At 43.8% G+C, this 22,088-nt stretch carries 21 protein-coding genes and 1 pseudogene; 13 read left to right on the top strand and 9 right to left on the bottom strand.

Annotated features, from left to right (window positions below; all coding sequences use genetic code 11):
• Positions 1-19: 19 nt before the first annotated feature.
• From AB4583_RS04005 to AB4583_RS04020, 4 genes and pseudogenes are all read left to right on the top strand, one after another.
• Positions 20-493: pseudogene (locus AB4583_RS04005) on the top strand (BCCT family transporter); the annotation flags it as partial.
• Between the two features lie 263 nt (positions 494-756).
• Entirely contained in the window at positions 757-2,568 is a 1,812-nt protein-coding gene (locus AB4583_RS04010; RefSeq protein WP_372116522.1) for a hypothetical protein, read from the top strand.
• Positions 2,565-3,302 (top strand): DUF3726 domain-containing protein, encoded by a 738-nt coding sequence (locus AB4583_RS04015; RefSeq protein WP_372051099.1) that lies wholly within the window; start codon positions 2,565-2,567, stop codon positions 3,300-3,302. Before AB4583_RS04010 ends, AB4583_RS04015 begins: the two co-directional genes overlap by 4 nt.
• Positions 3,303-3,698: 396 nt before the next feature.
• Entirely contained in the window at positions 3,699-4,991 is a 1,293-nt protein-coding gene (locus AB4583_RS04020; RefSeq protein WP_372116523.1) for an alpha/beta fold hydrolase, read from the top strand.
• Between the two features lie 171 nt (positions 4,992-5,162).
• Here the strand turns inward: AB4583_RS04020 and AB4583_RS04025 are convergent, their stop codons facing one another.
• The 6 genes from AB4583_RS04025 to AB4583_RS04050 all read right to left on the bottom strand — a co-directional run bounded on the left by AB4583_RS04025 (position 5,163) and on the right by AB4583_RS04050 (position 10,726).
• Complete coding sequence (locus AB4583_RS04025; RefSeq protein WP_372051097.1) at positions 5,163-5,345, bottom strand: hypothetical protein; 183 nt, start codon at positions 5,343-5,345, stop codon at positions 5,163-5,165.
• Positions 5,346-5,627: 282 nt separating this feature from the next.
• Positions 5,628-5,855, bottom strand: coding sequence for a PAS factor family protein (locus AB4583_RS04030; protein WP_004730426.1), 228 nt, complete (start codon positions 5,853-5,855; stop codon positions 5,628-5,630).
• A gap of 266 nt (positions 5,856-6,121) precedes the next feature.
• Entirely contained in the window at positions 6,122-8,278 is a 2,157-nt protein-coding gene (locus AB4583_RS04035) for a c-type cytochrome (RefSeq protein WP_372051096.1), read from the bottom strand.
• Positions 8,275-8,889 carry a cbb3-type cytochrome c oxidase subunit II gene (locus AB4583_RS04040; RefSeq protein WP_017064719.1) on the bottom strand — a complete coding sequence of 205 codons (615 nt, stop codon included), beginning with the start codon at positions 8,887-8,889 and terminating at the stop codon, positions 8,275-8,277. Before AB4583_RS04040 ends, AB4583_RS04035 begins: the two co-directional genes overlap by 4 nt.
• Positions 8,890-10,314, bottom strand: a complete 1,425-nt coding sequence (ccoN, locus tag AB4583_RS04045) for a cytochrome-c oxidase, cbb3-type subunit I (protein WP_017069846.1) — start codon at positions 10,312-10,314, stop codon at positions 8,890-8,892.
• Positions 10,315-10,351: 37 nt separating this feature from the next.
• Positions 10,352-10,726: a cytochrome c gene (locus AB4583_RS04050; RefSeq protein WP_029235248.1), complete on the bottom strand. Its 375-nt coding sequence runs from the start codon at positions 10,724-10,726 to the stop codon at positions 10,352-10,354.
• A gap of 462 nt (positions 10,727-11,188) precedes the next feature.
• On the opposite strand from AB4583_RS04050, the gene AB4583_RS04055 reads away from it, so the two are divergent.
• Both AB4583_RS04055 and AB4583_RS04060 read left to right on the top strand, forming a co-directional pair.
• Positions 11,189-11,644, top strand: coding sequence for a hypothetical protein (locus AB4583_RS04055; RefSeq protein ID WP_017069847.1), 456 nt, complete (start codon positions 11,189-11,191; stop codon positions 11,642-11,644).
• 9 nt (positions 11,645-11,653) lie between these two features.
• Positions 11,654-12,679: a GGDEF domain-containing protein gene (locus tag AB4583_RS04060; protein WP_017069848.1), complete on the top strand. Its 1,026-nt coding sequence runs from the start codon at positions 11,654-11,656 to the stop codon at positions 12,677-12,679.
• 236 nt (positions 12,680-12,915) lie between these two features.
• On the opposite strand, the gene AB4583_RS04065 is transcribed toward AB4583_RS04060, so the two are convergent.
• Entirely contained in the window at positions 12,916-15,348 is a 2,433-nt protein-coding gene (locus AB4583_RS04065; protein ID WP_372116525.1) for a putative bifunctional diguanylate cyclase/phosphodiesterase, read from the bottom strand.
• A gap of 3 nt (positions 15,349-15,351) precedes the next feature.
• The gene (locus AB4583_RS04070) at positions 15,352-16,383 is read right to left on the bottom strand and encodes a PotD/PotF family extracellular solute-binding protein (protein ID WP_017060025.1); all 1,032 of its coding nucleotides are present in this window, start codon (positions 16,381-16,383) and stop codon (positions 15,352-15,354) included.
• A gap of 575 nt (positions 16,384-16,958) precedes the next feature.
• Between AB4583_RS04070 and AB4583_RS04075 the strand changes: the two genes are divergently transcribed.
• The 6 genes from AB4583_RS04075 to AB4583_RS04100 all read left to right on the top strand — a co-directional run bounded on the left by AB4583_RS04075 (position 16,959) and on the right by AB4583_RS04100 (position 20,193).
• Complete coding sequence (locus AB4583_RS04075; protein ID WP_017069851.1) at positions 16,959-17,759, top strand: PhzF family phenazine biosynthesis protein; 801 nt, start codon at positions 16,959-16,961, stop codon at positions 17,757-17,759.
• A gap of 123 nt (positions 17,760-17,882) precedes the next feature.
• Complete coding sequence (locus AB4583_RS04080; RefSeq protein WP_017060023.1) at positions 17,883-18,386, top strand: YgjV family protein; 504 nt, start codon at positions 17,883-17,885, stop codon at positions 18,384-18,386.
• Positions 18,387-18,446: 60 nt separating this feature from the next.
• Positions 18,447-18,761 carry a cupin domain-containing protein gene (locus tag AB4583_RS04085; protein ID WP_102393766.1) on the top strand — a complete coding sequence of 105 codons (315 nt, stop codon included), beginning with the start codon at positions 18,447-18,449 and terminating at the stop codon, positions 18,759-18,761.
• Positions 18,762-18,859: 98 nt separating this feature from the next.
• Positions 18,860-19,342, top strand: a complete 483-nt coding sequence (locus tag AB4583_RS04090; protein WP_017069854.1) for a GNAT family N-acetyltransferase — start codon at positions 18,860-18,862, stop codon at positions 19,340-19,342.
• A gap of 165 nt (positions 19,343-19,507) precedes the next feature.
• Positions 19,508-19,765 (top strand): hypothetical protein, encoded by a 258-nt coding sequence (locus AB4583_RS04095; RefSeq protein ID WP_048611086.1) that lies wholly within the window; start codon positions 19,508-19,510, stop codon positions 19,763-19,765.
• 131 nt (positions 19,766-19,896) lie between these two features.
• The gene (locus AB4583_RS04100; protein WP_017064710.1) at positions 19,897-20,193 is read left to right on the top strand and encodes a hypothetical protein; all 297 of its coding nucleotides are present in this window, start codon (positions 19,897-19,899) and stop codon (positions 20,191-20,193) included.
• Between the two features lie 127 nt (positions 20,194-20,320).
• Here the strand turns inward: AB4583_RS04100 and AB4583_RS04105 are convergent, their stop codons facing one another.
• The gene (locus AB4583_RS04105; protein WP_372116528.1) at positions 20,321-20,818 is read right to left on the bottom strand and encodes a fasciclin domain-containing protein; all 498 of its coding nucleotides are present in this window, start codon (positions 20,816-20,818) and stop codon (positions 20,321-20,323) included.
• A 238-nt stretch (positions 20,819-21,056) separates the two neighbouring features.
• On the opposite strand from AB4583_RS04105, the gene AB4583_RS04110 reads away from it, so the two are divergent.
• Positions 21,057-22,040: a DUF2860 family protein gene (locus tag AB4583_RS04110; RefSeq protein ID WP_102332872.1), complete on the top strand. Its 984-nt coding sequence runs from the start codon at positions 21,057-21,059 to the stop codon at positions 22,038-22,040.
• The last annotated feature ends 48 nt before the right edge of the window (positions 22,041-22,088 follow it).

A 22,088-nucleotide genomic window follows, 5' to 3' on the forward strand; every position in this document is an offset into this window, starting at 1 on the left:
CTTAAGATCCTGTCTATGATCAACCATTAGCTTGATTGCACCGTTTGTTACTTGCTTCTGGTTCACAATTGTTGGCGGCTCTGGCCTTGCGTTCGAAATCGCAGATCCAGGCAGCGTAAGTAAGGCGTTTGAAGGTTTTAACTTACCAGGTGCGCTACTGGCGGTAACTCAGCAGCTACCAATGCCAATGCTTATCTCAATTCTGTTCTTGATCTTAACCACGATCTTCATCGTAACGACCGGTGACTCAATGACTTACACCATCAGTGTGGTGATCAGTGGTGAGACAGAACCGAATGCAATTATTCGTACCTTCTGGGGTGTGATGATGGGGGTAACAGCGTTAATTCTGATTTCCCTAGGCTCTGGCGGTATTTCAGCGCTGCAATCCTTCATTGTTATCACCGCGGTACCGGTGTCCTTAATCTTGTTGCCATCACTTTGGAATGCGCCTCAAATCGCAATCAAGATGGCGAAAGATCAAGGCTTATAAAAGATCAATGCCGGTATAAAGAAGAAAATGTAGAGATAAAGCTCTCTAAAAACTGAAGATAAACAAGGTGTGAGCCTTTGAAAGAAGGCTGATACAAGATTCCGGAAGGAAGATAAAAACCGTACTGGTGAAGATACACCGGGCGGCACGTATTTAGGTCAATCGATCTAGTCAGGACAAATAATAAGTGGCGAGTTCGCTTGCCTCGATAATATCAATAACGATTAAAAACGTGAAAGCTAACCAACATACTGTCGCTATATATGCTTCAAAAGACAGCAACGATCGGTTCTGAATGGCTAGCAAAATCCTATAACTATAAGGTGGTGAGCAAAATGGATGCACATCGTTCTACCTACACTGAATCAGCACTACGTGACGCAACGGTCATCATGGCACCGGAAAGACTGGGTGCTATGCACCAAACACGCATCAGCTTCGTAAGAACTCTGATTCGTAAAATGGCGCAACAGCAATGGAAAGTGACTAAGCATGAGTGGCAACTAGACGCTCGAGGTTTTGGTCATGTTATCTATAAGCTAGAGACGCCAAATCATGTTTATCATTTGGTTGTTTTCTGCGATGAGATTGCAGACGAAGAACGAAATGACCGTGTAATTGCTGAAAAGTGGGACGTAACGTTTGCTCTGGTTCTTGGTGATGTTGATGTCACCCTACTTGAGAGACTTCGTGCGAATGTACCGCTACAAGAAGCAGGCCGTAACCCTAACAATGTGCTTGTTTTAGCGCGTGCCAACAAAAGTGTACGAGTGTTTGAACATATTGTTAGTCACTTGGCTAAAGGTGTTCAACCAACGCCAAAAGAGCTAGCGGAAGTTGGCTACATCCTACGAACCACAGCGGTTTATGGTAATGGTAAGTTTGGTATTGCTGACTTTAAAATCTTGGAAAAGAATCCAGATTTTAATCAATCGTTCAGTGCTCAAATGTGTGCTGTTTATATGCTGCGTGAGTTCAGCCTAGATTGGGTTCATTACCTAGCGGAGCAACAAGGCGGTGAACAAGCGATTACCTTGCACAGAGGCTTACAACGCTACCTAGGTGTGGGTAATGCCACAGGTTTAGGTATGGCGCCATATCTGATTAACCACCCAAGTATTGTCGATCAATGGATGACAACCCGTGAGCATGCATTAGCTGACGTGTTAGCTAATCACACGGATACGGCATTGATTGAGCCCCTACGTACATTAGTTAAAAAAGCGATTTGTCATTTAGAACAAGTTGTTACCATCAATGAAAATCAGCAAGAGTTGAACAAAACCGCTGTTGATGAGTTGAAACACGCAGAACAGTCACTAGAAGCTTCTGTAAACCATTGCGATACATGGGCGCAGTTAGTTGAACAATCTAAGCACATGAGTATGGAAGCCCAAGAAATCCTTATCTCATGCTTGATGGAATTGTACCCAGAATTAGTGGACGCCCATCAAGAGCAAATGAATTGTAGCGAAACACTCTCGCTTCCTAGTGGCAAAAAGATCCAAGACCTATTGGTTGTGTTAGAAGAAAAGTACCGTTGGGCGATCACGACAGACTTTACGAAAGCAGAAAATAACTACTGGTTCTGGTATCGCTCTCAGGACAAAGAAGAGCCAAGGCTCGGTGTTCGAGGCGAGGAACTCGGCGAAGAGCGCGAACTGCCGTTGGATATCGGCCGTCAAGCTTACCGTCTGTACCATGCTTTATTGCAATTCGCGCCAGAGCTTTCATTGGCTGAATTCCTTGTTAAACAACCGCAGCATCGTGCCATTGCGCGCCGTGTGTGGACGTTAGGTAACAAGGCGATGGGCGACATTCAAATGAACGTGCTGCACCAAGACTCGCCACCAATGCATTTGCTGCGTTGTAAGCTAGCGATGTTTGGAGCGACTAAGTTTGATCCTCGCTCAGACCGTTGGGTACGAGTGACGTTTTTCCAAGGTGCACCGTTGCTTGATGAAATTCATCAGGACGAATGGGTGTTCCCAATCTTACCAAGTGAAGCGGAGATCGCTGACTCAAATAAAGTTCCTACACATATCAACGCTCAACATGGAGGTAAATCGTTATGATCGTTTCTCACAATGAACTGGTAGCGGCCGTTAATAAAGCCTTTATGGGTATGCGTCGTACATGTGGTGAAGCCGATGTGATAGCGAACATGGTGGCAGATTTACAAATGGTTGGCTTGGATGGTGTTCGTCATTTTAACAATGCGAGCAACTTTATGGGGCTAGAAGACGATTGCCCTGTAGACATCCAAGTGACAAGCGACAACACAGTTGAAGTGGACCTGCACAAGGCGAGCTTAGCGTGTCATCTTCCTGTGGTGATGGATTACGCCATTGAAAAAATGGTCGGTAAAAAGACGCTGAAAATCGAGCTAAACAACTGCCATAACCGTTGGTTAGCGTACAGTGAGCTTGTAAAACTGGCAGCGAAAGGCATCGCATGTACCGCACGTTGGGATAATGGCTCAAATCCTAAGAGCACCTTGTATGTGCTTAACCGTGGTTGCGTTGCACCAGAACTGTTTTTATCAGATTTGCCTCTGGCATCGGACGATCATATCCACAATATGACCATCGAGCTTTCCGTCCAGGATTTCGATATCGAACGTTTGTCAGATGGCTACCAAACACACATTGAATCGGAAGCGCTTTTTAAAACTCAAGAGAAGGCGTGGAACGAGGGCATTGAAGTTGACGATGGAGAGTGGGGCGCGTTGAAAGAAACGGCGACGGCTATCCTTGTTGAAAACAGCCAACGTTCAATTCAAGGTGCAGGTGAGCTCGAGGCTTCTTAGCTTTGTTTTATAGAGCTATAAGTTACAGAAGCTCAGTTTATAGATCTTTGGCTTATAGAAACTAAACCTATAAAGCCTGAGCTTGTTCAACCTAAAAACCTCATTTACAACAGATAAAACCAAAGAGCTTAACGTATCCTCACCTCGTTAAGCTCTTTTTATTTGTGTCCCACTTTTGTTCTTCTTCTCAATAGATCACATCTTAAACTCTCTGTTTTGACACAAGTTGTTACGCGTATAAAGCTAATTTGGCGATTTAATGAAGTACCTTCACATTCAGGTTCAACAAACGGTTTCATTTACAAGCTAGTATGCGTATCTTGCTAACTACGGTGCCAAAGGGTGCCATTTTTATTCGTACCAATGACTTTAGAATCAGATAAAAAGGAATGAAGCGTGCAAGCTAACTTTATTGATGGAGCCACCCTGTACCGTCAGCACTCTTTCGAGTTGCCACTTGATTATCAAGCCAAAGATGGACAACAGATCCAAGTCTTCGCACGTGAGCTGGTTGATCTCGCTAAAGATGAGCAAGAGCTGCCGTGGTTGATCTACTTTCAAGGCGGCCCAGGTTTTCCTTCTCCACGGGTGAGTGGTCAATCGGGTTGGCTAAAGCGTGCATTACAAAACTACCGTGTTCTGCTTCTAGACCAACGTGGTACTGGCAACAGCACGGTTATCAGCCATGAAACTTTGGCGCATTTGTCTCCAGAACAACAAGTCGAATACTTAACGCATTTCAGAGCGGATAACATCGTTCGTGACGCTGAAGCGATTCGTGAACAGTTTGGTATTAAGCAATGGTCGACGATTGGTCAAAGCTTTGGTGGCTTCTGTACACTGAGCTATTTGTCACTGTTCCCACAGAGCTTGCAGCGTTGTTATGTGACGGGCGGCATTCCTTCTATTGAACGAGAAGCTGACGATGTTTATCGTGAGACTTACAAGCGTGTAGAAGACAAAAACAGAGCTTTCTTTGCTCAGTTCCCACAAGCACAAGCTATGTGTCGCGAGATCTCTGATTACCTGCTCAACAACGATGTGAGACTGCCAAACGGTCAGGTGTTCACAGTTGAACAGTTCCAGCTAATAGGTATTAATCTTGGTGGCGACGAAGCAAACCTTCCAATGTATTTCACACTGGAGAGTGCGTTTGTTGAAGTGAACGGTAACAGACAGCTGAGCTACAGCTTCCTAAATCAAATGCAGCAAGAGCAGGGTTACTTAACTAACCCAATTTACGCAATCTTGCATGAATCGATTTACTGTCAAGGTACAGCGTCTAACTGGTCTGCACATCGTGTTCGTGAGCAGTACCCACACTTCAACTACCAATCGGGCAGTGAGTTCTGGTTTACTGGTGAAATGGTGTACCCATGGATGTTCGACCAACTTGAAACGCTGAAGCCACTGCGTGAAGCCGCGAACATGTTGGCTGAAAAGTCGGACTGGGGCACTTTGTACAACGCAGAGCAGTTGAGCAAGAATACAGTGCCAATGGCGTGTGCCGTTTACGCCGATGACATGTACGTTGAGTTGGATTACAGCCGTGAAACATTGGCGAACATTCCTAACTCGAAAGCGTGGATCACCAATGAATATGAACACAATGGCTTGCGAGTAGACGGCGAAAGGATTGTCGATAAATTGATGACGATGGTTGAAGCGTTAGAAAATCTGCCAAAGTAATCAAGCTATTTGCACTAGAAACAAGATGCGTTAGAAGCTTTCTACTTTAGAAACTATCTACGTTAGAAATACGATACGCCAGAAACAAGAAAACGCTGCACCCATGCAGCGTTTTTTTATGTCATCGAACTATTCGATTTAAGGAACTAGGAGGGGTAGCCCTTGAAGCCATTAAGGTTGGATGATGATATCTTGATTTTCAGTGGTCGATAAGCTGGCGCGGTTCTGTTCGATAAGCTGAGCCGCATAAGAGGGAGTTACAGCTTGAATTTCGCCTTTTGAACGAATCGTTAATGCTTCCCACGCATGATCACGGTATTTGCCTGTTTGTGTATATTCAATAAGTACTCTCATGATTCTTCCATCCGATGTGTGGTTAACGTGCTACTAACATTAGCGCCATTATTGTGGTTACACACCTGTTAAAAATGGAACATAAGATTAACCAAATGAGAATGCGTGTAACTTGAAAAACAGACCCAACTGCACTTATCTTCTTAACCGCGTTTATCGCAACTAACCGTATTTATCGCAACTAACAGCATTTATCGTAACCAACCTTACTTATCGTAAATAGCGTCCATAAAAAAACGCTGCACAATGGCAGCGTTAAAGTTGAGATAGGTTGAAGATTGCTTAGCTGTTTTCTAAGCCAACAATCTTGCGTGCAGACATCACTGCACTATCCAAATCGGTCAATCTACCAGCACTTGCTGGACCAAGAACTGATGAATACAAAGCCAACTGCTTCTCAAATGATAAATCTAATTGGTTATATAGATTTTGGCGGATTTGAGCGTGTTGCTGAGGCTTTGCGCTCGACAGGCCTTCCAACGTATCGTAGATGAGTGTAGTTGTATCCATAACTGTCCTTAGTACATCTTTAGAAAATTTTGCATATTATGCACTTGGTGTCATCTTTGTTCTGCGAGATTGATCGCATTATGTGCAGCTCTGCTTAATTGTGTAATCAGTTAGTTACAATTGTGTTGTACGGCAAAGTATCGAAAACTTGGGTTTGGGCAAAAGAAAAGGAGACACAGTGGTCTCCTTTTGGCTTGTTAGCAAAGATAAAAGTTACGTGCTGTTCGCTGTTTATTGAGCCAATCGGCTACGCACAGCTACAGCGCCTATCGTATGTTAATGTTCTTATCTCGATTTTCGTACATTTCAGGTGTGGTGTGTAATCCACCTGCATAGCCTGCTGCTTCAAGTGTTTCTCTTACCTCTCGAACATGCTCAGCCGTGACCGGTTCATTTCTGTCGCCAAGGTTTAAACGCACAAACGTGATTAACTCAGCTAAGCGTTGATCCGACAGTACATCCTCAAAACTTGCCATTGGCATGAAATTTCTGTCTTTGTCGAGATAGGTGGGTTGCAAGCCGCGCACCGTTACCGCAATGGTATTGAATGGGTCGCTGTGCATGATAATACCGTTGTTCAACAGAGTAGGGGCGATTGGATCGCGACCTTTACCATCGTCACCATGACAGGCCCCACAGGTTTGACGATACGTGGTGTAGATTTCACTGGCATACGCAGCTTCATCAAACCCTTTAGGCTGTAACTGAACGGCATCACTGGCAATGGTGTTGTTGATGTCCCCACTGAGTAGGTAATAGGACATCGACTCAATATCTTCACGCGTCATCAAGCTTAGGCTGTTTTTCACTACATCAGCCATACCCGCAAAAGCGGTGCCTTTGTCTGAATGTCCTGTGTGTAAAAAGTCTGTGAGTGTTGCTTCATCCCAACCATCGATATAGAGCTCATTGGCTGTAATATCAGGCGCGTTCCAACCGTCGATCAAGTTACCTTGGAAAATACGTTCTGGTATCAGTGCTTGGGCAATATTTCGAGGTGTATGGCACTCCGAACAGTGACCAAGTCCTGCGACCCAATATTTGCCTTGTTGCCACTTATCGACATTCTCAATTTCTCCTTTGAGTTCCTCTGGCACTTCATAATCAATAGGGTCGGTATCCATGAATACGATGTTCCAGCCAAGCAAACCTAAGCGAATATTGGATGGAAACATCATGCTGTTGTCATCATTGCGTCGCGGCACGGCGGTGATTGACTGCATGTATTCCCATAAATCCACCATGTCTTGGTCGGTGAGGTATTGATAGGAGGTGTAAGGCATTGCAGGGTACAGGTAACCATTCTTGCCTTTACCTGCGACTAACGCCGCTCGGAAATCATCGAAGTCATAAGTCCCAATACCTTCGGTAGTGTGTGGCGTTATGTTGGTTGAATACACGGTGCCGAAGGGGGTGACAAAGGGTAGGCCGCCAGCAAAGGGTTCGCCACCTTCTGCACTATGACAAGCCACACAGTCACCGGCATAAGCGAGATATTCTCCGCGCTCAACAGATGATGCTTTCAAACTCGCGAGCCGTTGTTGCTCTACGTCACCAGCGTGTCGGATATAAGCCCCAAGCGCGAGTATCTCGTTCTCACTGAGCTGCTCATCAAACGCAGGCATTAGGTTGTTCAAACCGTAATTGATGGTGTGCTGAATCTCTTCAATACTCCCTCCGTGAAGCCAGATATCATCGGAAAGATCAGGTACGCCAATCGCTGGGTTAGCGACAGCACCGTCAGCATGACAAGACGAACAGTATTGGACGAACAAGGTTTTACCGAGCTCGACTTTAATCTCCGGCACATCGGTATGACGTTGGTTGAGAGACGCTAGATAGTAAGAGACTTTTGCCACCTCATCTGGGCGCATGATTTCACTCCAACCCGGCATAGCACCGTTCCGGCCTTTGGCGATTGAATGAATCACAGCTTCATCACTGCCACCATAAAGCCACTCTTGGTCTATCAGATTAGGAAAGTGCTTTTGTCCCTGAGCGTTATCTCGGTGACAAGCGGCGCAGTGAGTTTGGAATAGAATCCTACCGCTGTTCACGATCTCTGGGACGGCAGCTAGTCCTTCTAACGTGGTTTCACTGGTTTGTGCAAATTGCTCATTGAGAGTGGTGGATGGTGAACTGAGCTTATCGTCGCTTTGTTCCCAATCGACTAACCCTTCCCATTCGCCGAGCCCGGGGTAGAGCACCAAATAACCAGCAGACAAAAGAAATGCCACTGCATAACTGACAAATAATAGCTTAGGTGGAGGAGCATCTTTCTCTTCAATACCATCAAAGGTGCCAATGGTGTGGTCGTGATCGGCCTTGTGATTGCTACGCCAGTATTTAACGACAACAGACACCATCAGAACAAAGAATATTAAGGTTAAGAGTACCGCCCATAGATTCCAGAATGTGCTCATTGTGATACCTCCTGTGACGTATCTTTACCCAGGCTTTGTAAATAGCGAATCAGAGCTTCACCTTTGGTTTTGCCTCTTACTTGCAAACGGGCATCACCAATTTCTTGATCGGTATAAGGCACACCTAAGGTACGTAACACTTCCATTTTGGCGCTAATATCATCGCCAGTCAGAGTCTGCTCAAATAGCCACGGGTAAGAGGGCATGATCGAGGTCGGTACGACTTTTCGAGGGTCAATTAAGTGAATAGCATGCCATTGGTCAGAATACTTTCTACCTAGGTTAGTGAGGTCAGGACCAGTACGTTTAGAGCCCCACAAGTTAGGAAACTCATAGATATCGTCTGCTTCTTGGTTCGGGCGACCATTACGCTTCACTTCTGGCTCTAGAGGGCGAACCATTTGTGTGTGACAAACATGGCAGCCTTCACTGATGTATATGTCTCGGCCTGCTAACTCAATCGGTGTGAGAGGCATCGCTAAGCTGCCTTTGGCAATATCATCGCCACGGACAATGCTTGGCACTACCCAGACCAATAAAGAGAAGGAGGCCACGACAACAGTGGTTAAAATTAAAATGACGATTGAATGTGTAAAGTCTTTACTCATCATTTAAGCTCCTTCATTAACAGTGTGTTTAGCATCATTTGTTACGGGCATACGAACCGTTTTGTACAAGTTGAAAGCCATTAAGAACAATCCAAGTACAAACAGCGCGCCACCAAAGAAACGCATGAATAGCCAAGGTGCTTTAAAGTCCATAGCTTCTACAAAACTGTAAATCAGTTCGCCATTTTCATTTTGAGCGAGCCACATATAGCCTTCACCGATGCCTGCGATCCAAAGTGCTATTGCATAGATGGCGACGCCAGCATGAGCAAGCCAAAAGTGCCATTTAATCAGTCGTCGTGACCATAGATCGGTTTGGCCCCATAAGCGTGGAATGAAGTAGTAAAAAACCGCTATCCCTGACATCCCAACCCATCCGAGAGCCGCGGAATGTACGTGCCCGATGATCCATTCGGTGTTGTGTGCCACCATGTTGAACCAGCGAATAGCGAGTAGCGGGCCTTCGAATGTCGCCAAGCAGTAGTAAAGAATCGCTGAGAAAAAGAATAAAAGAATGTAGTCGGACTTCAGCTTTTCTTTGTTTTGTAGGAGGGTCATTGCGCTATTGAACGCACCTGCCCAAGAAGGGAGCCAAAGGATCAATGACATCACGATGCCGATGTTCTGAATCCAGATAGGAACGGAAGAGTAAACCAAATGGTGCGTTCCGGCCCACGTGTAAAAGCCGACCAAGCCCCAGAAATGGATCACAGACAAACGGTACGAGTAGATAGGTCGATCCGCCGCTTTGGGTATGAAATAGTAGTTCATACCAATCACACCAGCGGTCAGCAAGAAACCGACGGCATTATGTCCCCACCACCATTGAACAATCGCATCTTGAGCGCCTGCAAACACAGAGTAGGACTTCATCGCCAACACAGGCATCGCGAGGTTGTTCACGATGAAAATCATTGCAACGACGATAATGAATGCAGCAAAGAACCAGTTAGCCACAAAGATATGGCTGACCTTTCGTTTAGCAAGGGTGCCAAAGAACAACACCGCGTACAGCACCCAAACCAACACAATCATCAAGTCGATTGGCCATTCAAGCTCCGCATACTCTTTTGAGGTAGTGTGGCCTGCGGGTAAGGAAATGACCGCAAGTAACAGGATGAATTGCCAGCCCCAAAATACCATCCATGAAAGGCTTTTGTTGAACAAGTCACAATGGCCTGTTCGCTGGGCAATGTACAAAGACGTCCCCATCAAGATATTCACGACGAAGCCGTAAATTACTCCAGAGGTATGTAGCGGACGCAGTCGACCAAATTGGAAATACTGAGAATCAAAGTTTAAGACTGGCCAATATAATTGCGCGGCGAGAATCACGCCTATGATCATACCTACAATCGCCCACACTAAGGATGCAATGATGAAGTACTTCACGACCTTAATGCTGTATTGCGTTGTCACTTGTTCCATAACAAGGCTCCTTGCCTAGAGGTTTTGAATCGCTGACTTAATTTGAATCGCTGAGCGAGCCTGCTTCGTTGCCGAGCACAGAATAGAAATAGGAAATGTCACGGATGTCTTGGTCTGAGAGCGTGTCGGCTTGTTGTTGCATGAGAATCGCTAAGCCACTGGTTCTTTCTCGAGTCTGGTAATCTTTCAATGAAGAGATGAGATAACCCACTTTTTGACCGCGAAGGTTCGGGTAGGGATCTTGTGTTGAGATGCCATCAGCGCCATGACAGGTCATACACACTTTAGCTTTTTGTTTACCTAATTCGAATTGTTCTTGATTAACTTCAGCAGAAACAGGAAACATGACCAGCGTCATTACTAGGGTAGAAAGTGTCGCCATGGGGTTAAATTTTTTTATATTCAAACTCATTCTCGATTCCCTTGATTATGAAATGAGTAAGCTTTCTAAGATCAATACACGAGATCAACTGGTGAAGTAGAAACGACTGGAACTCGTTATTAAGTCTCTTAAAGCTGCTTACGTTCGATTAAAGGTTATGCAGCAACCAGCATTTTCGCTACTGACTTACTCATATTTATTGTTAATTTTGTTGTTTCATACGTATTCATAGGGCTTATTGGTTTACTTACGCAGAGTAAAATACGAGTTTTTGTTACTAGACGGTTGAGAAGGAATACGTCAAGCGGGTAGGGAGTGCTGAACGAGAGCGGTGATGGAAGAGACAGAGAAACGGCGAAGTTATTGAAAAACAGCGAGGTGTAGGGGCATTAGGGATAAAGCGATACCAATCAATCTGAGTGGTATCGGTACAAGTTAAATGGTCAATTTATACTAGACTCAAATTAGTGACCTTTTTAAATGGAGTTTAGAATGAGAACTGTATTCTTGTTGATGCTTTGGCTTTGCTCGTTTTCGATTTTTGCAGCCTCAGAGTTAACGGTTTTCGACCACTCCGGGCAAAAGCATGGTTTTAGTAGAGAGCAACTCCTGTCACTTCCTCAAAAAGAAATTACTACCACCTTGCCTTGGGTCGAGGGTCTGACCGTTTATAGTGGTGTGACGTTACAAACGGTGCTTGAAAATATGGATCTACCGATATCATCACAAGTCACTTTCGTAGCATTGAATGACTATAAAATTGCGGTGCCCAAAGAAGATTTTGATACCTATGAACCCATCATTGCGATTAAAAAGAATGGGGAGTTTATGTCTGTGAGAGAGAAAGGCCCGTTTTGGTTGATTTACCCAATCTCTGCGAACCCTGAAACCAATACCCCTGATTTCCATGCCAAGATGATTTGGCAGATTCGTGATATTCACCTGTAGAGGCTAATTATGAAGAAGCTGTTGTCTATGGCTGCAATCAAAGTCGTTGTTTTGTCTTTGGCCGTGGTTGTTCTATCCGTCAATATCTACAGTGTCACTCGAATTAATGACATCAACAAGAGCTTTTCTAACCGCCAAAATGAGGCCACTTGGTTTGTTTTTCAACTCGTCAAAGAGTATGCAAACTTCTTGATGGTTAGCCATGCAAAGACGATTGATTATGATGAACTTTGGTTGGCATATGACATTACTTGGAGTCGTTTTGATATTCTGATCAACAGCACTGAATCGTCCAATTTTATTCGCTCAGCAAACTTTAAACCGTACTTTACCGCAGAGTTTGAAAAGTTTAAGTCGTTAGAATCCTCAATTAAGTTGGTGAATCAAGGCGCTTTGCCTAAGGAATCACTGCAGAAGAAAATTGATATTTGTTACAACACGCTGGTCGAATTTATTAACGAAAAGTTTCGACTTCAAAGCCCGGTTATTGAAGAAAACACCACAATGGTCGACAAGTTGGTGATGATGCATCAGATAAGCAGCGTATTTCTGGTGTTGCTACTGCTTGTGACAGGAGCGATTTTTTACGTCGACTTTGCAATCAAACGAAAACTTCATTCTACCGACTTCATTACTGGCTTTCGCAATCGAGTCTCGCTCATGCAGTTTGTTAAGAACAGCTATCCAACAAACGGTAATTTCGACCTTTACTTTGTAAGAATCAGAAACCTTAGTGAGATAAACCAAAAGTATGGACTTGAATATGGAGACTTGGTGGTGAGTTCAGCTGCTAAGTCCCTGACGGCAAAGGTACCGGAAAGTACTATCTCGTTTCGTAGTAGTGGCAGTCAGTTTCTATTCTTCATTCCTGAGCAATTGTACACAAGTGATGAGATACAGGAAAAATTCAATGACGTGCTTAAGGATTATATCTCTGCGGGGAATTTAGAATTGATGATTGACGCTGTAGTCAGGCATAAGAAGAACATCAGCTCTAAAGATATGATGGAGCTACTAACGACGATGCAGAGTTAATCCCCGCATCAGCGATAAGTTAGATCATTAGGTTTTGTTGACTGTACGCTCACCATTCTCCCGCTTCACTATCATGGCTTTTGCCATTCTTTATTTGCCTCCTCATTCAATGTGCAGCCAATAGAGAGCTCCTGCTCTGATGAAGATAGTTCTACTACTAGTTATAGCTATAGTGGCTTTCCGCGCTTGAATAGGAAGAGAGGCTTTGAGGTTTAGGTTTAGGTTTAGGTTTAAGGTTACTGCTTTTGAGTGAGTGCAACGATTCGCTCGTTAGATCTCGAACTGCTAACAGACTGCGGGTTTAAAATTGCTTGCGGGTTATGGTTTCGAACAAACTCGATGAATTCCAGATAAGTGAGTGGCTGACTGAAGAAGTAGCCTTGTATTAGGTTACAGTTGGCTTTTCTGAGGTAATGATACTGTTCTATCGACTCAACACCTTCTCCGACGACTAGCGTGTCACAAGAGTGGCCTAAGTTAACCATAGATTCGACCATCTTGCGGTCGGCCTTGTCGTCTACCATGTTATCGATAAAGCTCTTATCAATTTTGAGCTCATCCACAGGGTAGTGGAGAAGTTGGTTAAACGCTGTGTAGCCCGTACCAAAATCGTCAAGGGAGACCTTTAAACCTAAGCTTCTGAGGCTCTCGATAGTCTGCACCGTAAGCTTGGTACTTTTCACGTAACTGGTCTCGGTAATCTCTATAATAATGTTGCCAGGTGGCACTTGATAACGTTCGAGTACTTTACGGATGTTGTCGGCAAAATTACGGTTGTAGAGCTCCATCGCCGAGATATTAATTGACAGAGTGCCCTTGTATTTATGAAGTTCTGAAAGCTCTTTATAGCTTTTGATCGCGGTGCCAATGACCCACATGTCGAGCCTGGCAATAAGGTTACTCTTTTCTGCAACTGGGATAAATTCTTCTGGTCCCGCATCGATATCGAATAAGGCTGGGCAACGAATCAGGCACTCCGCGCCATCTATCTGAAGTGTCTTGGCGTTAAAAATAGGCATAAAGCGAAGTTCAAAGTTGTCACTTTCGCAGCACTCTAAGAGTCTTTTCTCTACAACGTCATGGCGTTCCAAGGTATGTAACAACTCTTCGCCATAAACAATACGACTTTCGCCATCACTATGAGACTTCGCATTAGCTAACATTTCATCGATGCATCGGTGCCAAATCTCATCGAACTTTGGCGTGTCGAGCGGTAAAACACCTGTTGCGAGTGATAATCGAAACCCATAGTAGTCAAGGAAGGTGGTGCCGGTCAGCGTATTGTTGATGTTCTCAATTTCTTCGTTTATCACTTGGTTCTTACCCATCTCCAAGATCGCGATAAACTGATTCCCTCCCAGTCTGGCTAAAGAGTAATCACTGCAACTAAAGCCCAAAGAGGCTTGTTGGTTTTGTAGTGTCTCTTTCAGTGCTTGAGCTAAGCTTATCAGTACATTATCACCAACTTTTGCCCCGTAGAGATCGTTAATTTTACGAAAATCGATGATGTCCCAACAAACCACATAGCAGTGTGGGCTCATCGAGCTTTTTAGTCGTACATCAAGGTGTCTGATGAAAGAGCGTCGGTTAGCTAGCTTGGTGAGTTGGTCGAATTCGGCTTCGAACTTCAACTCTGTTAATGAGTCTATGTACGCGTTCTTTAAACCATCAATTTCACTTTGCCCTGATGAGCGTTTGAAGTATCTAAGTTTGAGCCCGCCGATCGATATCTCTTGAAGTAAGTCTTTAAGCGGTCGCACGAGTTGGTAACGTACCACTAAATGTACGATCAACATGATCGTAAAGAGAGTACCAAAGCCACTTAACAAGGTTTGTTTAGTGATGATGGCTTTCTCATGGTTGAACTTTTGTTCTCGAATATTTACTTGCGCGATGAGATTTCGGCTGGTCATCTGCACATTGATATTATCTTGGGTTTGCTCAATTGATTTGATAACGAATTGGGTATTTCCGATGTTGGCAGCGTCAGAGGATGGCTCGATTAAGAACTGAATATTGTCATCGTCATTGTATTTGATTAATAAGCTAGAGAGTTGTATCAGAGGTCCGTCAGCAATCAAGATGTAGCGATTTAAACTGTTACTTGCACGTTTGTCTTGAGGAAGGAGGTAAGGGTCAATTGCTGCAACATACGAGTATCTGAGCTCTCCACTGATCGAGACATAAGAGAAGCCTTCGTAGGAGAGTTCCTTCTTGCTGATTAACGAGGTGTATATATCGAAGACTCTTTCGTAAATCTTGTCAGGGATCTTTAGCCCCTCGAAAGGATCGGCTCTGAGAGTCGAAAGCGTTAATTTGAACTTAGGGTCCACGATATAAACATTGCGTTGCCCAAATTGATTGACGTGATTCTGGCTTAATACTCGGAGTACTCGTTTTTCCAATAGCGATAGAGTCGTGTAGTCGCCAGGATTTTGAATGTAGCGGAGGAACTGCAACGAAGAACCGATATCTTTAACTAGTAAGGACAAGCCGAGCTGCTCGTATTCCGCCGCGACTAAAGCGGTGTTCACATCAGATTGCACCTTGTCCAAATACATGTGCTTAGCATGATTTGATGCGAAGTTGTACATCACGATTCCTGCTATCAGGAGCACAAATGTCAGCGTTGGTAAAAGTACAAAATAGAGTTTCTTCAATACTGGCATGAGTTATCTCAAACTGTCGACAATACGATTGCGAATTTGAATGCTACTCGGTTCTAACGGCTGATAAAGGTAGCTGCGATCTAATACTTCTTTATTCGGGAAAAGCTCGGGATCGTTTTGATACTCCTGAGAAGTGAGTGCTTTTGCTTTTGAACTTGGCGTTGCAAACCATGAATCCATTGCGTTTTGAGCGGCGATTTCGGGTTGCGATAAGAAGGAGAGAATCGTGGTTGCCTGTGGAGATCGCTCTCCGTTGTTAATTGCAGCCATACACTCTAACCATAAGGTTGTTCCTTCTAGAGGCACTGTGTAGGCCCAAGATGCCTCAGGTTCGGCATCATTAAGCACATAGCTGTCACCTGAGTATCCGTAGGCGAGGTCGATGTTGGCTAAGTGTTCGGGATGACGAATATAATCGACAACGTATTCATTACTTTCAAGGTGAGGCTTCTGTGCTTGTAGCGTTTTGTAAGCGACTCGAAGTTCTTGTTCGTTGTTGGTAAACGGCTCAAATTGATTCATCAGAAGCGCAGCACTCACCAAATCCGTAGGCTCATAATACATGCTGATTCGGCCGCTGGTTTTGGTTTCAGGGTCTAGAAGAGCGCCCCAAGACTTGGGAGTCTCAACTTTTCCGCTTCGGTATAAGATGCCGGATGTCCCCCAAGCGTAGGGGATTCCATATTCGCCACACCCATCCACCCATCTTGAGTCAAAGTTGCTTGAAAGGGATTGCTGCAAGTCGCTCAGGTTGTGGAATAAGTTCTGTTTAGCCAGCGCTTTCAGTTTCATACTTTCAATGACAACCAATTCAAACGCACCTCGTCGTTCACTCAATAGCACTTCATCACGAATGGACTCGTCAGAAAAATATTGCTGCTTTAGTGAGATGCCGTAGGTATCACTCAACTGGGTAACGACGCTGTCAGATAAAAATTCATCCCAATTGTAGAGATAAATATCATGCTGCTGGCCAAATACAGGGCTAGCCAAAAAGGATGTTGACGCAAGTATTGATACGCAAAACGCTTTCACTGACGGATTCCCTTTCGTACGTGATAACTAAATCGTAGCCCAAAATTTGCGACATGATTCAAATTTAGGCACTTAATTTAACTTCAACTTCATGCATTTCATGCAAATAGCAACTTGCTACTCCAACTTGATACCGAACCTTTATCGTGTGAGGCAAGGATGACTCCGTCGTATCGTATTCAACACAAGTACGTATTCCAGTTTATTGTCCGTGAATGGATTATTTAAATTAATATTCATCATAACATCCATTCTTACAAGTTATTATGCAAATATTAAGCATTAAATAATGATGCGGTGATTACCTTTTTCGGGTTCTCGCTCGTATTAATCGTCGTTATTCCTTTGTTTTGCCATCGCGATTTACTCTTATGTTCAATGTTCTTTTATCCCTAAAAACACTTCTATAACGTTTTGTTTATCATTTGTTTCGTTTCTCAATAAGTATCGATAAAGTTGTTGCTAAAGACTTGTAGCACAAGGTGATTGTGCTTATTGTGGGCAGCAATATCTAGGTTATGTCCCAACGAGCCATGATTGCCGGTTTGGGAAATGTTGTGCATTTAGGAGCCATTGTGGATTTAGAGATATATCAAGTAGATTCGTTTACAACTCAAGCGTTTAAAGGGAACCCTGCCGGGGTCTGTATCTCCAAAGAGCCGTTGGATGAGTCGTTAATGTTTTCAATCGCTGAAGAGATGGCGGTATCTGAAACGGCTTTTCTCGCGCTTAACACTATGACGCTTAAATGGTTCACTCCCGAAGTCGAAGTGAAGCTGTGTGGACATGGCACACTGGCAACGGTTCATGTGATGAAAGAACAAGGATTGCTTGGGACAGGTGATAAGGTCGCGTTTAACACCTTATCTGGGGAATTATCTGCCGCCGTTTGTGAATCGTCTATCGAGCTTGATTTTCCTAGTACACAGCTATCATTGCGTTCTGAACCCAATCTCACGCTGCTTGAACACCTAGGTTTAGATCCGCATCAAGTAGTTTCATTCAGAGAATTTGACTCTAAGCAGTTAATCGAAGTTTCCAACGAACAAGTGTTATTGGAGCTTTCACCAAACTTTGATGCGTTAAAAGGTATTCAAGGGCGAGGTGTAGTGGTGACAGCATTGGCAGCAAATACGGAACTTGATTTTGTTTCTCGCTACTTTGCACCTTGGGTTGGGGTTAATGAAGATCCTGTGACTGGCTCGGCACATTGCGCATTGACGCAACACTGGGCAGAAAAGCTCAACAAAAGCAGTTTCAGTGCTTATCAGGCGTCTCGTCGTGGTGGCTATATGTCGACTGAATTATTGGCTAATGGGCGAATAAAGTTAATCGGCTCTGCGACCACTGTGATTAGTGGTGTGTTGAAGCTTTAGATTTTTATAGAAGCTTTAGAGCGCTGTTTGCTCTGTTTTGTTGTAACCGCCTAGTATGTTTTATTCGATTATTCACCGTGAAAGAAGCGGCTAGGGCGGAATGTTATTATTGAAGGAATCACCGTGTCTGCCTTTTATCTTTCCCAAGTATTAGTCGCGATAGCCATTTGTTTTGATCTTCTGTCATTCCAATTCAAGGAAAGGAAGAAAATCGTCACTTGTCTGTTCTTTGCTGGCGTTCTTATTTCGAGTCACTTTATCCTTCTTGAACAATGGACAGCGGCGAGCTTAATGACGATTGCCACGATTCGCTATTTGACGAGCGTATTTTCTACCTCGTCTAAGTTTAAATATTTGTTTTCTTCGATGTCGGTGGTCGCAACCGCAGTGACTTACTCAGGGCTGACCAGCATATTGAGTTGCTTTGCCTCCGTATTTCAGACCTTTGCAGCCTTCAATAAAGATGACCGTCGATTAAGAGAATTGATGATCATCGGAACCAGCTTTTGGTTGGTTCACAATTATTTAGTTGGTTCGCCAACAGCGGTTGTTATGGAGGCGCTGTTTATCTGCAGTAACTTGGTGGGCTATTACCGTTTTTACTTCAAAAAGAGTGCCGCTGCTTAGGTTTACAGTACAGCTAAGGCCCAAGTTGTTAATCAATTCAATGCTAGCTAGGAGAGCTTGATGCCAAACATTTACAATGATGTTCCTTCATCAATACCCAATGAAATATTCAATGACCTGATTGCCAACGACAACATTCGAATCGAAAGAATACTCTCATATGGTCACAGTTCTCCTGAAGAGGGTTGGTACGATCAAGATGAGCATGAGTGGGTGATGGTGATCGATGGGCAAGGGGTGATTGAGTTTGAAGATGGTCGCATTGTTACCTTGTCTAAAGGGGATTATCTCAATATTTCCGCAGGTGAAAAACACAAGGTGCTGAGGACGGATAAAGATGCGGTGACGATCTGGCTCGCTGTGTTTTATCGTTGATATCTTGCTCTAAAGCTGAGGCTGTTAGGTTATAAAGCTTGCTGATTCAGCTGTTTATTTTCACCTCAGAAAGGACTTAAGACAAAAAGGAGTATGTTGTGATTAGAATTCGAAACTATCAAGCGAATGATGACAAAGCACTGTGGGAGATCTTCTTTCATACCGTACGTAACGTGAATGTTCGAGATTATTCTCAACAGCAAGTCGAAGCTTGGGCACCCAGTAGCTTTGACTTTGCGTTATGGCAAAAGCGTATGAATGGGTTACAACCCTTTGTGGCTGAACTCGATGGTTGCGTAGTTGGCTATACTGACCTGCAACCAAGTGGCTTGATTGATCACTTTTTCTGTCACCACGAATATCAAGGGAAGGGGGTAGGGAAAGCGTTGATGGAACATGTTTTCACTGTGGGTCGAGTTCGTGGTATATCGAGATATTTCTCTGAAGTAAGTATTACCGCAAGGCCTTTTTATGAGCACCTTGGCTTTAAGGTAGTAAATGAACAGGAAGTCGAAATGCGTGGTGTAAAGCTGACCAATTACGTGATGGAAAAGGTAGTTGAAGATAGAAAAGTCAGTTGAATAGGCGGGCTAGTGTTCGTAGGGATACAGAAACCGAGTTTGAAATATTAATGAACCTTTTTAAGGATAACTTTGCCTGATCTATTGATATTGTCGATGAGTTCAAATTGTGTGCAAGATAATTTGTCTAATCTAAACATTGAATGAATACAAGGAGTGTTGTTCATGAGTCATGTGAGTAGATCTAAACTATATACATTGGTGTCGATGTTGTCCTTCGCTGTTGGCGTTCTTGCCTTAGATGCTGGGGTGTCGGGGTTATTTCCTCTCTTTGTTGTCGTCATCTCATTCTTTTCATTTGTCATCAACTCGTTTCTTTGTTTGTTCGGAGGTAAACGCGAAGATGGCTTTGATGCCTATCAAAAAGCAAATCAGACTCGGTCTGAAGCACTGGTCAAAGGCTTAGAAGACTCGAGCAAATAAACCTATGCCTTCAGGCGAACGGTAATCTCATTTTTGACACAGTTTTCACCTGCTTTTTGTTCTCTTATTCAAGAAAAATCATCTCTTTAGAGATAATATTCACTTCAACTAATATCAGTGAAGGAAGTAAAGTGGGTATTGAAGCTTTAGCGTTTGTGATGGACGCATTAATCACCGCATGTTGTATGTACATCGCCTCTAAAATGTCTTTCGTGGTCGCAGATTTTAAATCCCTTCTTACTATTGCTGTTATCGTTGCTCTGGTGTCATTGATTCCAACAGTAGGTTGGGTGTTAGGGTTGATTCTGTTTGTGTTCCTACTCGGGAAAGCGACGCACTCTAGTATTGGTGACTGCATCTGGGTAGTGGTCTTCACGAAGGTGGTATCGATGGCGGCCTTTCTGATATTCGGGCGCTTGTTTATGTAATCCGGGTTCTTGCTTATATAAAGGCAGGTTCGGCTAGTTTGATACCGATCTTAACTTGGTATTTAAACGTCAAAAGGGTGTGAGCCTGTCACACCCTCTAAGAACCTTTGATTTGTGTTCATCTTTATTATTTAGGCAGTAATACAGCATCAATCACATGGATAACACCATTACTTGCTTCAACATCTGCCATCACGACCTGCGCTTTGTTGACCATCACGTTGCCGTGATCAATTCCTACCATTACCGCTTCACCTTGCACTGTTACGGCACTATCGAGTTTCATCACTTCAGACGCCATTATTTTCCCTGGCACCACATGATAGGTCAGTACTGCAATCAGCTTGTCTTTGTTTTCTGGCTTCAACAGCATATCAACCGTTCCTTCTGGTAGCGCAGCGAACGCTTCATCCGTTGGCGCAAACACTGTGAAGGGACCGTCACCTTTCAATGTTTCAACTAAGCCTGCCGCTTTTACCGCTGCTACCAAGGTGTTGAAAGAGCCGTTTTCAGCCGCCACGTCAACGATGTCTTTCTTCATTCCGTGGTGATCAGCGTGAGCAAAAGCCGTAAAAAAAAGCGTCGCAACTAGCACTGACATGGTTTTGATTAATTTATTAAACATATTGTCTTCCTTTGAGTTTTGTCCGTTATTTTCGAGAGGTATTACGAAAGCCCAATCGTGATAGATCAATTTGTTGTGTCTTTGAGTGAATGGTTAGCGATATCGACAGCGTCAAGCGAATAGACTTATATTGTTAAATGCTTGTTATAATTCCATTTTGATGCTTATAGTTATTTGATGCTTATAGTTATTTGATGCTTATAGTTATTTGGTGATTATTCAAGTAATGGATGTGAATATGAGGTTTGTTTTACCAGTAGTCTTTTCTGCATTGGCTTCAATGCCTGCATACAGTGGCCTTGCTCCAAGTGAAGGCTTCAGCGGTAACTTCAGTGTATTGGCCGGTTTCTACTCTGACAGTAGTAATTTGAGTACTGAACAAGATTCGAATCAAGCCACCAACACCCAGGAAGGGGAGAGTGAAAACCAAGGGCTACTCGGCTTTTTGGGTACTGTTCAATATACTTTTGGCGAATCGCTGACTCACCAAGTGTATGCGGGTACGACACGAGAGGATATTGCAACAGGTACCATTGCGTTTGAGATCGGTTATCGATATCAACTTTCTGGTGGCACCATATTGGATTTTTCTGTTATTCCTACGCTTATCTCGGGTAAGGCTTGGACGGATCCGTATGCTGTTGGCGTTAATCGAAATGAAACGGATGTGAAAGGTAATGTAGGACGACTGCAGCTCACTAATATCGGTGGAACTGGTTTTCGAACGGATCTCGCATTTGGGCAATCAGATGTTGATGAAGAGCTATCTGGTAGCCAAGGCTTATCTCCGGAAGATACTGTGCTGCTGGATAGGGAAAGAACCTATGTGTACGCCAAAGCAGGATACCGCTTTATATTACCAAACCACGCAGGTCTATTTGTTCCTTCAATGGTGTATTTCCACTCAGACGCAGAAGGAGGAGCACTCAGCTTCGATAGTTATGGTATTGAATTAAACTACGCGAAGAGAATCGGTCGTCATGGTTTTGTTGTCACCCTAGATGCAAGTGATCGTGAATATGATGAGTCGAATCCAATTTACGGGCAAGTACGTGAAGAGAATGAATTCGGTGCATTCTTAGCTTATGAGTTTGGTGGTTTGATGGGCTATAAAGATTGGGCGTTCATTACTTTACTGGGTTTAAGAAGCATAGATTCTAATATCGATTTCTATAACTCCGAGCAAGTATTAGCGAGTGTGGGTGTGGATTATAAATTCTGATATTCACACTATTTTAAAAATACTCATCAAAGCCGAAGTTTAAGTTCA

It is taken from the genome of Vibrio sp. 10N.222.49.C12, from assembly GCF_041475025.1.
GTDB classification, from domain to species: domain Bacteria; phylum Pseudomonadota; class Gammaproteobacteria; order Enterobacterales; family Vibrionaceae; genus Vibrio; species Vibrio crassostreae_C.

What these genes read in the sequence shown, in the direction of transcription:
- AB4583_RS04010 (WP_372116522.1), top strand. Translation starts at nt 757, where the DNA reads ATGCTTCAAAAGACAGCAACGATCGGTTCTGAATGGCTAGCAAAATCC.
- AB4583_RS04015 (WP_372051099.1), top strand. Translation starts at nt 2,565, where the DNA reads ATGATCGTTTCTCACAATGAACTGGTAGCGGCCGTTAATAAAGCCTTT.
- AB4583_RS04025 (WP_372051097.1), bottom strand. Translation starts at nt 5,345, where the DNA reads ATGAGAGTACTTATTGAATATACACAAACAGGCAAATACCGTGATCAT.
- AB4583_RS04030 (WP_004730426.1), bottom strand. Translation starts at nt 5,855, where the DNA reads ATGGATACAACTACACTCATCTACGATACGTTGGAAGGCCTGTCGAGC.
- AB4583_RS04035 (WP_372051096.1), bottom strand. Translation starts at nt 8,278, where the DNA reads ATGAGCACATTCTGGAATCTATGGGCGGTACTCTTAACCTTAATATTC.
- AB4583_RS04040 (WP_017064719.1), bottom strand. Translation starts at nt 8,889, where the DNA reads ATGATGAGTAAAGACTTTACACATTCAATCGTCATTTTAATTTTAACC.
- ccoN (WP_017069846.1), bottom strand. Translation starts at nt 10,314, where the DNA reads ATGGAACAAGTGACAACGCAATACAGCATTAAGGTCGTGAAGTACTTC.
- AB4583_RS04050 (WP_029235248.1), bottom strand. Translation starts at nt 10,726, where the DNA reads ATGAGTTTGAATATAAAAAAATTTAACCCCATGGCGACACTTTCTACC.
- AB4583_RS04055 (WP_017069847.1), top strand. Translation starts at nt 11,189, where the DNA reads ATGAGAACTGTATTCTTGTTGATGCTTTGGCTTTGCTCGTTTTCGATT.
- AB4583_RS04060 (WP_017069848.1), top strand. Translation starts at nt 11,654, where the DNA reads ATGAAGAAGCTGTTGTCTATGGCTGCAATCAAAGTCGTTGTTTTGTCT.
- AB4583_RS04065 (WP_372116525.1), bottom strand. Translation starts at nt 15,348, where the DNA reads ATGCCAGTATTGAAGAAACTCTATTTTGTACTTTTACCAACGCTGACA.
- AB4583_RS04085 (WP_102393766.1), top strand. Translation starts at nt 18,447, where the DNA reads ATGCCAAACATTTACAATGATGTTCCTTCATCAATACCCAATGAAATA.
- AB4583_RS04095 (WP_048611086.1), top strand. Translation starts at nt 19,508, where the DNA reads ATGAGTCATGTGAGTAGATCTAAACTATATACATTGGTGTCGATGTTG.
- AB4583_RS04105 (WP_372116528.1), bottom strand. Translation starts at nt 20,818, where the DNA reads ATGTTTAATAAATTAATCAAAACCATGTCAGTGCTAGTTGCGACGCTT.
- AB4583_RS04110 (WP_102332872.1), top strand. Translation starts at nt 21,057, where the DNA reads ATGAGGTTTGTTTTACCAGTAGTCTTTTCTGCATTGGCTTCAATGCCT.